The sequence below is a fragment of the Actinoplanes sichuanensis genome (assembly GCF_033097365.1).
GTDB classification, from domain to species: domain Bacteria; phylum Actinomycetota; class Actinomycetes; order Mycobacteriales; family Micromonosporaceae; genus Actinoplanes; species Actinoplanes sichuanensis.
This window is the reverse complement of sequence record NZ_AP028461.1, coordinates 9,161,360-9,175,412: the sequence shown is the minus strand read 5'-3', so window position 1 is coordinate 9,175,412 and position 14,053 is coordinate 9,161,360. Positions and strand designations below refer to the sequence as shown.

The following is a 14,053-nucleotide window of genomic DNA, read 5'->3' as shown; positions in this document are numbered from 1 at the left end:
CGTTTGTCGAGGCGGATCGGGCCCGGCGACGGTGGGCGCTCCAATCCGCCGTCCCCGCTGGAGGTCAGCGATGCCCGCCCCGCGCCGCCCCCTGATCGTGACCGCCGACCCGGACCTGCTCGACGAGCTGCTACGCCTGGCCGCGGCGGGCGGCGTCGAGGCCGAGGTGTCCGCCGATCCGGCCGGCGCCCGCGCCCGCTGGTCCGCCGCGCCACTCGTCCTGGTCGGCACCGACCAGGCCGTTCCCTGCCTGCGCGCCCGCCTGCCGCGCCGGAGACGGCTGATCCTGGTCGGCTCCGGTGACGTCGCCGATCCCGCCTTCAACGTCGCCGATTTGATCGGTGCCGCGAACGTCGCGGTCCTGCCCGCCGCCGAACCGTGGATCGTCGACCAGCTCACCGCCGAGGACCGGCCCACCCCCTCGACCGACGGGCGCACCCTCGCGGTGATCGGCGGACGCGGCGGCGCCGGCGCCAGCATCCTCGCCGCGGGACTCGCCACCACCGCGGTGCGATCCGGGTATCGCACGCTGCTCATCGACGCCGACCCGCTCGGCGGTGGCCTCGACCTGGTCCTCGGCTGGGAACAGGTCGGCGGCCTACGCTGGCCCGCCCTCGCCGGTGCGGACGGCCGGGTCGACCCGCCCACCCTGCTCGGTGCGCTACCGCACCGCGGCGACCTGGTGCTGCTCTCCTTCGACCGCGACGAGTTGCCCGGCGTGCCGATCGAGGCGATGGCGGCGACCCTGGACGCGGCCCGCCGCGGACGGGACGTGATCGTCGCCGACCTGCCCCGGCAACTCGACGACGCGGCGATCCTCGCGCTCCAGGCCGCCGAACGGACCCTGCTCGTCGTCCCGGCCGAACTGCGCGCCACCGCCTCGGCCGCCCGCACCGCGGCGACCGTCGCGGCCCACTGCGAGAACATCGCCGTCGTCGTGCGCGGCCCGGCACCCGGGCGGCTCAAGGCCCGCGAGATCGCCCGTGCGCTGGGTCTTCCGCTGGCCGGGACGCTCCGGCCGGAGACCGCCGTCTGCCAGGGCATCGAACGCGGAACGGCACCCACCGCCGACGGCAAGGGCGCGCTCGCCGACCTCTGCCGACGGCTCGTCGACGACCTCATGGGTACCGACCGGAAAGCGGCCGTGGCATGACCGTCGCCGATCGGGTGCGCAGGCGGTTCGCGTACGACGGGAGCGAGGCGACACCGGCCGCGGTGGTGACCGCCGTCCGCCAGGACAACGCGGTGCTCGGCGACACGGCGGTGCTGCGAATGGCCAGCCGGGTCCGGGACGAGCTGATCGGCGCCGGGCCACTCGCCCCACTGCTCGCCGACCCGCGGGTCACCGACGTACTGGTGAATGATCTACGGGTCTGGGTCGACCGGGGTGCCGGGCTGGAACTCACCACGATCCGGTTCACCGACTCGGCCGAGGTGCGGCGGCTCGCCCAGCGGCTCGTCGCGGCGTGCGGGCGGCGGCTCGACGACGGGCAGCCCTACGCCGACGCCCGGCTGCCCGACGGGACCCGCCTGCACGCCGTGCTGCCGCCGATCGCCACCGACGGGCCGCACCTGTCGCTGCGCACCTTCCGGCAGCGGCCGTTCCGACTCGACGACCTGGTCCGGCACGGGACGGTACCGGCGGACGCGGCCGAGGTGCTGGCCACTGTGGTCGCCGGGCGGCTGGCCTACCTGGTGACCGGTGGTACCGGCAGCGGCAAGACGACACTGCTGGCCACCCTGCTCGGGCTGGTGCCGCCGACCGAGCGGATCGTGCTGGTCGAGGACGCCGCCGAACTCCGGCCGGTGCACCCGCATGTGGTGGCGCTCCAGGCGCGTACCGCCAACGTGGAGGGCGCCGGCGCGATCGGCCTCAGCGATCTGGTCCGGCAGGCGCTACGGATGCGGCCCGACCGGCTGGTCATCGGTGAGTGCCGTGGTGCCGAGATCGTCGACCTGCTCGGCGCGCTCAACACCGGACACGAGGGCGGAGCCGGGACGCTGCACGCCAACGCGCCCGCTGACGTGCCGGCTCGACTCGAAGCGCTCGGCCTGCTCGGGGGACTTCCGCGGGCGGCGCTGCACGCCCAGGTGGTTGCCGCGCTTCAGGTGGTTCTTCAAGTTCGGCGTACGGCCGGCGGGCGCCTCCTCGAGTCGATCGGTGTGCTCGTGCCCTCCGGCGAGGACCGGCTGGCCACCGTGGTTCCGGCGTGGCGACGGGAGCACGGGCCCGGACCGGGTGCCCCGATGCTGGCCCGTCTGCTGGCCGACCGTGGTGAGACCGTCCCGGCCGCCCTGCGCTCACCGGTGCGGTCGTCGTGAGCTGGGTGCTCGCCGGGGTTCTGATCGCCGGGGCGGTGCTGGTCGCCTGGACGGGGGAGTCGGCCCGGAATCGGCTGCCCGGCCGGCGGGGACGGATCGACGTGACCGGGCTACGGCGTACCGTCCTAGGCTTTCTCGACGGATCGGTGTGGCGGCCGGTGCTCGCCGGGTCCGCGTCGGCCGGGGCCCTGGCCGGGTTGTCCGGTGGGCCGGTCGCCGGACCGGTCGCGGCGATCTATGCCGGACTGGCCGTGTACGAGTGGCGTCGCCGGGCCGGACGGAAGCGGGCGGCCGGGCAGCGGGCCGCCCACCTCGACGACCTGGCGTCCCTCGTCGCCGACCTGCGGGCGGGTATCCCGCCCGCGGCCGTCGCGACGTCGTCCATCGGCTCCGGCCGGATCAGGCGGTTGACCGAGGCCGTGTGGCGACTCGCCGAACGCACTGGCGCGCCCGCTGCTGACCTGCTCGAACGGATCGAGTCGGATGCCCGGGCGGCCGAGCGGTCGGCCCGGACCGCGCACGCTCACGCGGCCGGCACCCAGACCACGGCGGTCATGTTGGCCGCCCTACCGCTGGCCGGGATCGCGCTCGGTCACGCGATCGGCGCCGATCCCTCGGGCATCCTGCTGCACACGCCGCTCGGTGCCGCCTGCGTGTTCGCGGCGATGGTCCTGCAGTGCGCGGGGCTGAAGTGGGCGCAGCGACTCACCGAGGGAGCGACCCGATGACCGCCGGTTGTGGGGTGGCGGCGCTGCTGCGGCCGGGTGGCCCGGTCCGGGTGCCACTGCGCGAATGTTGTGTGGCCGCCCTGGTCGGTGCGGACGGTGCGGTCACCCGGTGCACGGTGGCGCCCGTGCCGGCGTCTGCGAGTTCGGAGCCGGTCTGTCGAGAGCCGATCGAGGTGTCGCCGTGAGTGGCCTGGTCGTGGCCGCGTGCACGGTGACGGCCGCCGTGCTGGTGATGCTGCCGCGCGGTCGCCGACGACCGCTCCGGGCCGTGCCCCGCCGGGAGTCGACGGAACGGACCCGGTTGCTTCTGTCCCTGCTGGCCGGGCTCGCCGTCGCCGGTCTGATCGGCACCACGTGGGGCCTCGCCGCCGGGGTCGCCGCCGGTGTCGGCACCGACCGATTCCTGCGCGGCCGTGAACCCGCCGTGGTCCGCCGTGAACGCCAGGAGGCCCACCTCGACCTGTCCCTCGGTGCGGATCTGCTGGCCGCCGCCCTCCGCGGCGGAACCGCGGTGGACCAGTCGATCAGCGCGGTCGCCGAGGCGCTCGGCGGCCCGCTCGGCGATCGGCTCCAGCGGACCGCCCGATCACTTCGGCTCGGCGCCGAACCCGCCGAGGCGTGGGCGCACCTGGCCGGCGTGCCGCAGGCCGAGCGCCTGGTCGCCGCGGCCGTCCGGTCCAGCGCGAGCGGCGGCGCGCTGGCCGGAGCCCTGGAGCGGCTCGCCGGTGACCTGCGCGCCGACCGCGCGGTGGCGATCGAGGCCGCCGCCCAGCGCGCCGGTGTCCTGATCGTGCTGCCGCTCGGGCTGTGCTTCCTGCCGGCGTTCCTGATCACCGGGCTGATGCCCACGGTGATCGCGATCCTCGGCGACGTCCTGTGAGACCTCGCCGCCCCGATTCGAGGCGGCGTGCTGTGAAACAGCCGGTACGGCGTGTGGTCGCCGTGCCGGCAAGGAAACAAGGAGGTCCTGTGTACAGACTCATCGCCCGCTACCGGCGGCTCCAGACGGAAGCCGTGGACGCCGGGATGAGCACCGCCGAGTACGCCATCGGCACGCTCGCCGCGGTCGCCTTCGCCGGGGTACTGCTCAAGGTTCTGACGAGCGGCCCGGTGTCGGCGGCGCTCAGCGGAATCATCGGCCGGGCGCTGAAGTGAGACAGCGCCGGCAGCCCGGCTGTGACCGAGGCTCGTTCACCGCCGAACTCGCGGCCGGGCTGCCGGCGCTCATGCTGCTCCTCGGCTTCGGCATCACCTCGGTCTCGGCGATCGCGACCAAGATGCAGTGCCTCGACGCGGCCCGGGAGGCGGCGCTGGCCGAGGCCCGCGGCGCGGCGCCGGATGCGGCGGCCGCCGGGCTGGCTCCGGACGGCGCGAGCGTACGTGTCGGCGGTACCACGGAGAGCGCCGTGGCCGAGGTGTCCGCGCCGATCCGGATGTTCGGCGTCGACCTGCCGGGCGCGATCGTCAGCGGGGACGCGACCGCCGCCCGCGAGCCGGACGGGGTGACCGTCCCGTGAGGCGGTTGCGGGACGACCGCGGGGCGGCGTCGATCCTCATGCTGGCGGTGGGCCTGGTGCTGGTCGGAGTGGCCCTGATCGTGGTGACCGGCGGGGCCGCCCGGGTGGCTCGGCACCAAGCCGGGGTGGCGGCGGATTTCGGTGCGTTGGCCGGTGGCGCGCACACCATCGAGGGGCAGGCGACGGCGTGTGCGGTGGCCCGGCGATACGTGGAGGCCAACCACGCCCGGATGCTGTCGTGCACCGTCGAGGGGCTGGAGATCGTCGTCCGCGCCGAGGTCCGGCTCCGGATCTATCCGGCGAGCGCCGATGTCGCCGCCCGGGCCGGCCCGATCATCGCCGTCCCGGGCCCGGTCCTGCTGGCCGGGGACCCGCGGCCGTCACGGATCCGGCCCGACGCCGAAGGGCTCCGACCCGGCGGGCCGTCAGCGGCCGACATCCTGGAAGACGGACCTGTCCGATGACGGCGAAGCAGACGAAGACGAAGCGGGTTTGCGCGGTGCCGGGCCGACGGCGGCCCGGCGCTCCGGGAACCCTTCGCTGTGCCCGGCGCGGGAACCGCCGGCGGCCGAGATCGCCTCCGCCTCCGAAACCCGCCGCACGTCGGCGACCGCCCGGCGCAGCACGGTCCGCAGCCATCGGCTCAGCGGCCGCTCGGCGAACCGGTGCACGAGCCACGCCAGTCCCAGCACGATCAGGATCGCGCCGAGGAGGAGGACCCACACCGGCAGCGTGGTGCGTTCGTGGGCGTGCCGGATCAGGCCGTACCCGACGCGCTGGTGAAGCAGGTAGAAGGGATAGGTGAGGGCGCCCGCGGTGGTGAGCCACGACCAGCGGATCCGGTCGGTCCAGCCGAGCGCGATCACCAGAACGAGCAGGTAGCAGAGGCTCACGATGGCGATGCCCGGCCAGGTCGGCACCTCGAAGCCGGGGTTGATGTCGGCCACCCGGTGTTCCACCCGGTTGATGCTGACCAGCCAGGAGAATCCGATGATCGCGAAGAGCAGCGGCGACCGCCCGAACCGGTGAATCAGGAACATCGCGATCCCGGCGATGAAATACGGCGCGTATTCCGGGACGGCGATCATATTGATGATTTTGCTGTCGAGAGTCGGTCCGATCACCGAGGCGATCATCCAGGTGACACAGAAAATCACCGTCCGGCGGTACGTGAGACCGATCGCCACGAGAGCGGCGAACACCAGATAGAACCGGAGTTCGACGAAGAGCGTCCAGTAGACCGTGTCGACCGCGGGAATGCCGAGTGGCTCGTGGAGCATGGTCATATTGGCCGCGATCTCGCGCGGCTGCGGGATTCCGGTGATCGGCACACCACCCGCCACCGGCAGGATCGTGACCACCGCCACGGTGATCAGAATGCACACCCAGTAGGCCGGGTAGAGCCGGCTGACCCGCGACACGAAGAACTCCCCGAGGCTGCGCCGCCAGCTGCTCATACCGATGACGAAGCCACTGATCAGGAAGAACAGCTCGACGCCCAGAAAGCCGTAGGCGGCGAGCGGCGCGAGGTCGGGCAGATAGTGCGTGGGTGGGCTCTGGCCGTCGAGGCGCCAGGAGACGCTGAGATGGAACACCGCGACGGCCAGCGCCGCGAAGAGGCGAAGGCCGTCGAGTGCCGCGAGGCGAGGACTGGTGTTTGCTCGGTCTCGATTCATCGGGAACGCAGGCTACCGCTTCCACTATTGGAGATCGTCAGGTCGGGGGCGAGATGTGAGTCTTCCCCGAAGCCGTAACCAATAAACGGCAGTAAATGATCACAGTGCGCCGAGCACGATATCCAGCACTTTCACGGCGTCCTCTTTATTCAGAGGATTGTTTCCGTTTCCGCACTTGGGTGACTGCACGCATGAGGGACACCCGGCCTCGCACCCGCACGAGGAGATCGCCTCCCGGGTGGCCCGCAGCCACTCGGCCGCCGTCCCGTAGGCGCGCTCGGCGAACCCCGCGCCACCCGGGTGACCGTCGTAGACGAAGACGGTCGGTGCCTCGGTGTCGGCGTGACCGGCCGTGGACAGCCCGCCGATGTCCCACCTGTCGCAGGTGGCGATCAGCGGCAGCAGACCGATCCCGGCGTGTTCGGCCGCATGCAGCGCCCCGGGGATCTCGCCCGGTTCCACCCCGGCGGCGGCCAGCGCCTGCGGCGACACGGTGAACCAGACCGCGACCGTACGCAGCTCACGCACCGGCAGATCGAGGGGACGAGTGTCGATCACCTCGCCGCTGCCGAGCCGCCGCCGCTGGTAGGAGACGACCTGGTTGGTGACGTCGACGTCACCCAGGAACAGGCCGACCGGGCCGGCGTCCACGTACGACCGGACGTTCACCACCGACAGGTTCGTCACGTCCCGGGCGTGCGTGGTCCAGTCCGGTTCCTCCTGGTGCACCAGCGCGATGGCGTCCTCCAGATCGAGGTCGTCGACCACGAACGTGACGCCCTGATGCAGGTAGACCGCCCCGGGATGGAGCATCGCGTGCGACGACCCGTGGTCGACGGTGCCGAGCAGTCGTCCGGTGGCCGCCTCGACCACCGACACCGGTGCCCCGCCGGTCCCGCGCAGGTCGACCTCGGGCCGCCCGCGATGGGTCCAATACCAGCCGGACGGCCGGCGCCGCAGCAGGCCTTCGGCGGTGAGCTGCTCGACGAGCGCGTGGCCGCCGAACAGGTCCAGGTCGGCGTCGGTGAGGGGTGCCTCGGAGGCGGCGCTGCAGAGCTGCGGGCCGAGCACGTACGGGTTACCCGGATCCAGCACGGTCGCCTCGACCGGCCGCCCGAACACCGCCTCCGGATGGTGCACCAGGTACGTGTCGAGTGGATCGTCGCGGGCGATGAGCACCGCGAGCGCCTCGTCACCGGCCCGCCCGGCCCGACCCGCCTGCTGCCAGAGCGACGCCCGGGTGCCCGGATAGCCGCAGATCAGCACGGCGTCCAGCCCGGTCAGGTCGACGCCGAGTTCGAGCGCGTTGGTGGACGCCAGCCCGAGCAGTTCGCCGGAGAGCAGCGCCCGCTCGATGGCCCGCCGGTCCTCGCGCAGGTATCCGCCCCGGTAGGCGGCCACCCGATCGCCGAGCCCGGGCACCGCCTCGTTCAGCGACTGCCGGGCTGTCGACGCGATCACCTCGGCCCCGCGTCGGGACCGGACGAACGCGATCGTCCGGGTACCGGCGATCACGGAGTCGGTGAGCAGATCGGCGGTTTCGCGCAGGGCTGATCGCCGAATCGGCTGCCCGAAATCAAGATCATCAGACGCGGGGGAGGCGGAGTCCGCGGGGGAGGCGGAGGCTGCGGAGGACTGCGGCAGCAGCGGGGGCTCCCAGAGGGCGAAGGTGACGGCCCCCCGGGGGGACGCATCAGAAGTGATCTCTGTCACCGGAAGGCCGGTCAGTCGGGCCGCCGAGCCGCCCGGATCGCCGGATGTCGCCGACGCGAGGATGAATGTCGGCGACGCCCCGTACCGCGCGGTGGCCCGCCGCAACCGCCGCAGCACGTGCGCCACATGCGACCCGAACACGCCGCGATAGGTGTGACATTCGTCGATCACCACATACCGCAACCTGCGCAGGAACACTCCCCAGCGCCCATGGCCGGGCAGGATGCTGTGGTGCAGCATGTCCGGATTGGTCAGCACGAACCGGGCGTGCTGCCGGATCCACTCCCGCTCCTCGCGCGGGGTGTCACCGTCGTACGTGGCCGGCCGCACCCCGTCCAGCCCGAGCCGGGCCACCCCGCGGAGCTGGTCGGCGGCGAGCGCCTTGGTGGGTGACAGATAGAGCACTGTCGCTCTAGGGTCCGTGGCGAGCGCGTTCAGCGCCGGCAGCTGGTACGCGAGGGACTTGCCCGACGCGGTGCCGGTGGCCAGCACGACGTGCGTGCCCTCCCAGGCGAGGGTGGCCGCGGCCGCCTGATGCTCCCACGGCATGCCGATTCCCTGCGCGACGAAGGCGTCCCGTACGGTCGGGTCGGCCCACGCCGGCCACGGCGCCGTACGGCCCTCGCGGGCGGGCACTCGCTCGATGTGTGTGACCGGGGACACTGCCGTCCCACTGCCACGGGCCCGCAGCCGGTGCAGCAGCTCAGCAGGACCGAAAGCGGTTGAGGTCACGCATTGCACTGTGACACCGGTATGCCCCGAACCTCAAACGGGTAGGACGGTGGGTGCCACGCGTCGCCCCCTTCCCGTCGGTGGTTAGATTTCGCGGGGGGAGAGATCAGGGAGGAGGACCGATGGAGCTGTCTCTCACGACACGGACCGTCGCCGGGCACACCGTGCTCGAGGTCGGCGGTGAGGTCGACGTTTACACCGCCCCCCGGCTGCGTGAGCGCCTCATCGAGCTGGTGGACGCGGGTGCGCGTGATGTGGTCGTCGATCTGGAGCGGGTCGACTTCCTCGACTCCACCGGGCTCGGCGTGCTGGTCGGCGCCCTCAAGCGGCTGCGTACGGCACATGGCACCTTCGGCCTGGTCTGCGCCAAGGAGCCACTTCTCAAGATCTTCCGGATCACCGCGCTGGATCAGGTCTTCCCGATCTTCCCGACGGTCGATGCGGCGACGGAGCGCGACGGCAGCGGTCCCGCTTCGTGATGGCTACCGTTCGGCTCTCCTTCTCACCGGCCCCGGTGCACGTGCGCACCGCTCGGCTCGTCGGCGTCGCCGTCGCGCGCCGCGCCGGGGTCGCGGAGGAGTTGCTCGACGAGGTCCGGCTCGCCATCGGTGAGGCCTGCACCCGGGCGGTCACCCTGCACCGGCAGTATGGTCTGACCGACCTCGTCACCGTCGAGATGTCCGACTCGGACTCGTACACCGTCCGCGTGATCGACCACGCGCCGATCGAGGCGAGCGTGGGCCTGGCGAAACTGCCTCCGGACGAGCTGGCTGCCGAGTCGCTGACCGACGACGCGCTGACCACCGGCGTCGGCTTCGCGCTGCTCGCCGGTTTCGTCGACGACCTCCAGGTGCGGCCGGTGGACGACGGCCCGGGCACCGAGGTCCGGATGGTCTGGCCGGTCACCCGCCGCTGACGCGGCCGCGCCAAAAATGATCGACGACCCAGTGGGTACGGCACAGCGCCGCGCCCACCATGGGCGATATTTCCGCAAATGACCGACAATTTCGGGCGAGAATCCCGACACTGGCGTCTACCCGTGTACCCGAGATCGACTCCGGACTAACACAGTGGCGTTCATCGCCGCGACACGGCTGGTGCGACATGTGACGACCACCACGTAAGCCCTATACAGTACGCGAGTTGTCAGCTACTTACCGGCCTCGCGTCCGCAGGTCTGGTCGGTCGTTCCCCTTTCCCCGGGGAATGCGCCCGGGAGGTCTCGTCCGCCCCCGGACGCCATCGGTGTACAGGAGGACATTGATGTCCGGGAGATTGATACTCGCCGCCGAGGGTGGCGGGGTATCCCTGAGCGGGTCAAACGTCACATTCGTCGTCGTCGCGCTGGTGTTCGCCCTCGTGGCGCTCGGTTTCGCCGCCGCGTTCGTCCAATCCGTGCTGCGTACCGCCCGCGGCACACCGAAGATGCAGGAGATCGCGGGCGCCGTACAGGAAGGCGCCTCGGCGTACCTGTTCCGGCAGTTCAAGACGCTGGGCATCTTCGTCGTCATCGCGGTCGTCCTGCTGTTCCTCCTACCGGTGCACGAGACCGACAACGAGACCTGGGTCAAGATCGGCCGCTCGCTGTTCTTCATCGTCGGCGCGGTGTTCAGCTCGTTCATCGGTGGCGCCGGCATGGCCCTGGCCACCCGGGCCAACCTGCGGGTCGCAGCCGCGGCCGGGGAGAAGGGCGGCCGGGAGACGGCGATGGGTATCGCCTTCCGCACCGGTGGTGTGGTCGGCTTCCTCACCGTCGGCCTCGGCCTGTTCGGTGGCGCGCTGGTCGTGCTGATCTTCCGCGGTGACGCGCCGACCGTCCTGGAGGGATTCGGTTTCGGTGCGGCTCTGCTGGCCATGTTCATGCGGGTCGGTGGCGGCATCTTCACCAAGGCCGCGGACGTCGGCGCGGACCTGGTCGGCAAGGTCGAGCAGGGTATCCCGGAGGACGACCCGCGCAACGCGGCGACCATCGCCGACAACGTGGGCGACAACGTCGGTGACTGTGCCGGCATGGCCGCCGACCTGTTCGAGTCCTACGCGGTCACCCTGGTGGCGGCACTGATCCTGGGTTCGGCCGCGTTCGGCCAGGACGGTCTGATCTTCCCGCTGATCGTCTCCACGATCGGTGTGCTGATCGCGATCATCGGTGTCTTCATCACCCGGCTGCGGGCCAGTGACCGTAACGGTCTCACCGCGATCAACCGGGCGTTCTACATCTCGGCCGCGATCTCGGCGATCGCGGTGGCCGTGGTCAGCTTCCTCTACCTGCCGAACAGCTTCGCCGGGTTCGGTGACGCCGGCATCGCCGAGGACATCCTGAACAGCGGCCAGAACCCGCAGCTCGTCGCGGTCGGCGCGGTTGTGATCGGCATCGTGCTGGCCGCCGCCATCCAGGCGCTGACCGGCTACTTCACCGAGACGAACCGCCGCCCGGTGCAGGACATCGGTAAGTCGTCGCAGACCGGCGCGGCCACCGTCGTGCTGGCCGGCATCAGCGTCGGCCTGGAGTCGGCGGTCTACTCGGCGCTGTTGCTCGGCGCCGGTGTCTTCGGCGCCTTCCTGCTCGGTGGCTCGTCGCTCACCCTGTCGCTGTTCGCGGTCGCGTTGGCCGGTACCGGCCTGCTGACCACCGTCGGCGTGATTGTGGCGATGGACACGTTCGGCCCGATCTCGGACAACGCGCAGGGCATCGCCGAGATGTCCGGTGACGTCGACGAGCACGGCGCGCAGATCCTCACCGAGCTGGACGCGGTCGGCAACACCACGAAGGCGATCACCAAGGGCATCGCCATCGCCACCGCGGTCCTGGCCGCCACGGCGCTGTTCGGGTCGTACACCAACAGCCTGGCCAGCGCGCTGACCGAGGCCGGCGTGACGAACGTCGGCGACGAGATCCTGCAGCAGCTGAACATCTCGAACCCGCGCAGCCTGGTCGGTCTGCTGATCGGCGCGGCGGTGGTGTTCCTCTTCTCCGGCCTGGCGATCAACGCGGTGTCCCGTTCGGCGGGTGCCGTGGTGATGGAGGTCCGCCGCCAGTTCCGGGAGTTCCCCGGCATCATGGACGGCACGCAGCGCCCGGAGTACGGCCGGGTCGTCGACATCTGCACCCGGGACGCACAGCGTGAGCTGCTCACCCCGGGTCTGCTGGCGATCATGGCGCCGATCGCGGTGGGCTTCGGTCTGGGCCCCGGCGCTCTCGCGGCGTACCTGGCCGGTGCGATCGGTGCGGGCACGCTGATGGCGGTCTTCCTGTCCAACTCCGGCGGCGCGTGGGACAACGCGAAGAAGCTGGTGGAGGACGGATCGTTCGGCGGCAAGGGCTCCGAGGCACACGAGGCGACGATCATCGGCGACACCGTCGGTGACCCGTTCAAGGACACCGCCGGTCCGGCGATCAACCCGCTGCTCAAGGTGATGAACCTGGTCTCGCTGCTGATCGCCCCGGCCGTGGTGACCTGGAGCTACGGCTCGGACGCGAACACGCCGCTGCGGATCGGCGTGGCGATCCTCGCGGTCGCGGTGGTGACCGCCGCCGTGGTCTGGAGCAAGCGCAAGCCGGTCGCGATCGGTGACGACAGCTCGTCGGCCTCGGCCGCCGGCGCCGCCGACACCGCCCGCGCGGTCCAGGACGCCCGCACCACCGAGGCGTCCCGGGTCAAGGACAACGTCTGAGGTAGACAAACGAGGGAGAGGCACCCGGGTCGACCGGGTGCCTTTCTCTTTGGTCGGCGATCGAGGCGTGGTTTTGCTCTGGCCGAGGCGTGTTTTGCTCTGGCCGAGGCGTGTGGAGTGTCCTACCGGAGTCGTACCCTGCTTCCATGCGCGCGGTCCGACCGATCTCCCTTGCTCTCGTCCTGGTGCTCGCCGCACCTCTGGCCGCCTGTTCCGGTCAGCCCGGCGCGCACGCCTGGGCCGCGCTGGTCTGCACCACGCTGAGCCCGTGGCGCAGCGAGATCGACACCCTGACCAGCCGCACCCAGCAGACGATGACGACCAAGACCACGCCACCCGAGGCGAAGGAGAATCTGGCCCGCCTCTTCGACGGTGCCGCGACGGCGAGCGAGAAGGCCCGCGAGGGTGTGGAGAAGGCGGGTGTCCCCGACGTGACGAACGGGCAGGCCATCGCCGACGGCTTCCTGTCCTCGCTGGCCGGCATCCGGGACGCCTACGGCCACGCCCGTACCGGTATCGAGGGGCTCGCCACCGCACCGCCGCAGGCGTTCTACGACGAGGTGGGCAAAGTGGTGGCCCAGCTCACCACCGATTACGAGGCCAGCAGCCTGGACACCACGAAGCTGGAGTCGGTCGAGCTCAGACAGGCCTTCGACGCCCTGCCCGAATGCCAGTGACACGATGACCGAGACCGGCTGGCCGCTGATCCCGCGCGAGGTCCTTCCCCCGGCGGTCCCGGTGGCGAAGAGAGCTGTCCCGCGCGGCGTGCCCGGTCCGCCCGGCGGTCGTCAGCTGTCGATGTTCGGCGCCGAGACGACCGAGCCCTCACCGGCCGATCTGGCCGGCCTGCTGGCCGGTCCCGGCCATCTCGGCCGGATGGGTGGCACGGCCCGCGTCTCGGTCCGGGTGGATGCCGCCTGGCGGGTGCATGTCCTGGTCAGCGAGTTGGTCGCCCGAGGCCTTGCGGCCACGTGGGAGCCGATCGAGGAGGTACGGGCAATCGACCTCGCAGATCACAAAGAGGCGATCGTCACGCCGGAACACCAGTCGACGCTGGAACCGGCCCGACACGCCGACGAGGGCCCCCGTGAAACGGGCGAGAACGGAACAGGCGAGAACGGGGCAAACGAGAACGGGGCGAGCGGTGACGAGGCCGAGGGCCCGGAGGACGACCGTGCCGAAGAGCTCGATCCAGCCTACGAGTCGCCCCCGGAGCCGCCCCGGCCGGTCTTCGAGGTGCGGACGGCGTACTCCCGAAGGTTGAACGCTCTTGCCCGCGCCTGGCCGGACGCATCCGCGCAGCTCTTCCTCTCCGGCCCGCGGTTACGGCTGTGGGTGGCCGCCGCCGGCGGCCCGCGTCCCGGTGGGTGGGTGCTCGGCCTGGATCCGGCCAAGGATCGTCACGCGGTGGAAGCCGCGCTGGTCCGGGCCGGTCTGGCCGGTCGGGTGTCGGAAGACGGACGGCGATACCTCATATCGGGTGCCCGGCGGCTGCGCCGGCTCGCCGAGTTGGTGGGTGAACGCCCCTCAGCAGCCCCGGAGGAATTCTGGCCGGGCGGCATGGTCGCGTGATCTTCCGGGATTGTGTCCGACATAACAGTGTCTTCCCGGTGTACGGTGTCGCGGTCAGACGCATGCGGTGGCCGGACCGTTACCATCCGACTGCGGGCTTCCCCGGGAATGCAGTCTTGTC

General features: G+C 71.5%; 14 protein-coding genes. 12 read left to right on the top strand and 2 right to left on the bottom strand.

The genetic code is table 11. The features are described from left to right. Positions 1-97 precede the first annotated feature (97 nt). The 7 genes from ssd (at position 98) to Q0Z83_RS42135 (ending at position 5,031) form a co-directional block, all read left to right on the top strand. Positions 98-1,153 (top strand): septum site-determining protein Ssd, encoded by a 1,056-nt coding sequence (gene ssd / locus Q0Z83_RS42165; RefSeq protein WP_317797272.1) that lies wholly within the window; start codon positions 98-100, stop codon positions 1,151-1,153. After that, positions 1,150-2,322 (top strand): TadA family conjugal transfer-associated ATPase, encoded by a 1,173-nt coding sequence (locus tag Q0Z83_RS42160; protein WP_317789032.1) that lies wholly within the window; start codon positions 1,150-1,152, stop codon positions 2,320-2,322. Before ssd ends, Q0Z83_RS42160 begins: the two co-directional genes overlap by 4 nt. Then, the gene (locus Q0Z83_RS42155) at positions 2,319-3,050 is read left to right on the top strand and encodes a type II secretion system F family protein (protein ID WP_317789031.1); all 732 of its coding nucleotides are present in this window, start codon (positions 2,319-2,321) and stop codon (positions 3,048-3,050) included. The genes Q0Z83_RS42160 and Q0Z83_RS42155 overlap by 4 nt, the downstream gene beginning before the upstream one ends. A 232-nt stretch (positions 3,051-3,282) precedes the next feature. Then, a complete protein-coding gene (locus Q0Z83_RS42150; RefSeq protein ID WP_317797271.1) occupies positions 3,283-3,930 on the top strand; it encodes a type II secretion system F family protein in 648 nt (215 codons plus the stop codon). Between the two features lie 89 nt (positions 3,931-4,019). Beyond that, positions 4,020-4,205, top strand: a complete 186-nt coding sequence (locus tag Q0Z83_RS42145; RefSeq protein ID WP_378079320.1) for a DUF4244 domain-containing protein — start codon at positions 4,020-4,022, stop codon at positions 4,203-4,205. Beyond that, a complete protein-coding gene (locus tag Q0Z83_RS42140; protein ID WP_317789030.1) occupies positions 4,202-4,567 on the top strand; it encodes a TadE family type IV pilus minor pilin in 366 nt (121 codons plus the stop codon). The genes Q0Z83_RS42145 and Q0Z83_RS42140 overlap by 4 nt, the downstream gene beginning before the upstream one ends. Next, on the top strand, positions 4,564-5,031 hold the full coding sequence (locus Q0Z83_RS42135) for an Rv3654c family TadE-like protein (RefSeq protein WP_317789028.1): 468 nt from the start codon (positions 4,564-4,566) through the stop codon (positions 5,029-5,031). The genes Q0Z83_RS42140 and Q0Z83_RS42135 overlap by 4 nt, the downstream gene beginning before the upstream one ends. Here Q0Z83_RS42135 and Q0Z83_RS42130 read toward each other — a convergent pair. Further along, positions 4,993-6,243 carry an acyltransferase family protein gene (locus tag Q0Z83_RS42130; RefSeq protein WP_317789027.1) on the bottom strand — a complete coding sequence of 417 codons (1,251 nt, stop codon included), beginning with the start codon at positions 6,241-6,243 and terminating at the stop codon, positions 4,993-4,995. The two genes, Q0Z83_RS42135 and Q0Z83_RS42130, sit on opposite strands and share 39 nt — an antisense overlap. A gap of 99 nt (positions 6,244-6,342) precedes the next feature. Then, a complete protein-coding gene (locus Q0Z83_RS42125) occupies positions 6,343-8,697 on the bottom strand; it encodes a DEAD/DEAH box helicase (protein ID WP_317789026.1) in 2,355 nt (784 codons plus the stop codon). Positions 8,698-8,810: 113 nt separating this feature from the next. Here Q0Z83_RS42125 and Q0Z83_RS42120 point away from each other — a divergent pair, with 113 nt between their 5' ends. The 5 genes from Q0Z83_RS42120 to Q0Z83_RS42100 all read left to right on the top strand — a co-directional run bounded on the left by Q0Z83_RS42120 (position 8,811) and on the right by Q0Z83_RS42100 (position 13,932). After that, complete coding sequence (locus Q0Z83_RS42120) at positions 8,811-9,167, top strand: STAS domain-containing protein (protein WP_317789025.1); 357 nt, start codon at positions 8,811-8,813, stop codon at positions 9,165-9,167. Then, positions 9,164-9,604, top strand: a complete 441-nt coding sequence (locus Q0Z83_RS42115; protein WP_317789024.1) for an ATP-binding protein — start codon at positions 9,164-9,166, stop codon at positions 9,602-9,604. Before Q0Z83_RS42120 ends, Q0Z83_RS42115 begins: the two co-directional genes overlap by 4 nt. A 347-nt stretch (positions 9,605-9,951) precedes the next feature. Beyond that, on the top strand, positions 9,952-12,360 hold the full coding sequence (locus tag Q0Z83_RS42110; protein ID WP_317789023.1) for a sodium-translocating pyrophosphatase: 2,409 nt from the start codon (positions 9,952-9,954) through the stop codon (positions 12,358-12,360). 146 nt (positions 12,361-12,506) lie between these two features. Next, complete coding sequence (locus Q0Z83_RS42105; protein WP_317789021.1) at positions 12,507-13,037, top strand: hypothetical protein; 531 nt, start codon at positions 12,507-12,509, stop codon at positions 13,035-13,037. A 4-nt stretch (positions 13,038-13,041) separates the two neighbouring features. Then, the gene (locus Q0Z83_RS42100; protein ID WP_317797411.1) at positions 13,042-13,932 is read left to right on the top strand and encodes a hypothetical protein; all 891 of its coding nucleotides are present in this window, start codon (positions 13,042-13,044) and stop codon (positions 13,930-13,932) included. Positions 13,933-14,053: the final 121 nt, after the last annotated feature.

What these genes read in the sequence shown, in the direction of transcription:
- Q0Z83_RS42150 (WP_317797271.1), top strand. Translation starts at nt 3,283, where the DNA reads ATGCTGCCGCGCGGTCGCCGACGACCGCTCCGGGCCGTGCCCCGCCGG.
- Q0Z83_RS42130 (WP_317789027.1), bottom strand. Translation starts at nt 6,243, where the DNA reads ATGAATCGAGACCGAGCAAACACCAGTCCTCGCCTCGCGGCACTCGAC.
- Q0Z83_RS42120 (WP_317789025.1), top strand. Translation starts at nt 8,811, where the DNA reads ATGGAGCTGTCTCTCACGACACGGACCGTCGCCGGGCACACCGTGCTC.
- Q0Z83_RS42110 (WP_317789023.1), top strand. Translation starts at nt 9,952, where the DNA reads ATGTCCGGGAGATTGATACTCGCCGCCGAGGGTGGCGGGGTATCCCTG.
- Q0Z83_RS42105 (WP_317789021.1), top strand. Translation starts at nt 12,507, where the DNA reads ATGCGCGCGGTCCGACCGATCTCCCTTGCTCTCGTCCTGGTGCTCGCC.
- Q0Z83_RS42160 (WP_317789032.1), top strand. Translation starts at nt 1,150, where the DNA reads ATGACCGTCGCCGATCGGGTGCGCAGGCGGTTCGCGTACGACGGGAGC.
- Q0Z83_RS42100 (WP_317797411.1), top strand. Translation starts at nt 13,042, where the DNA reads ATGACCGAGACCGGCTGGCCGCTGATCCCGCGCGAGGTCCTTCCCCCG.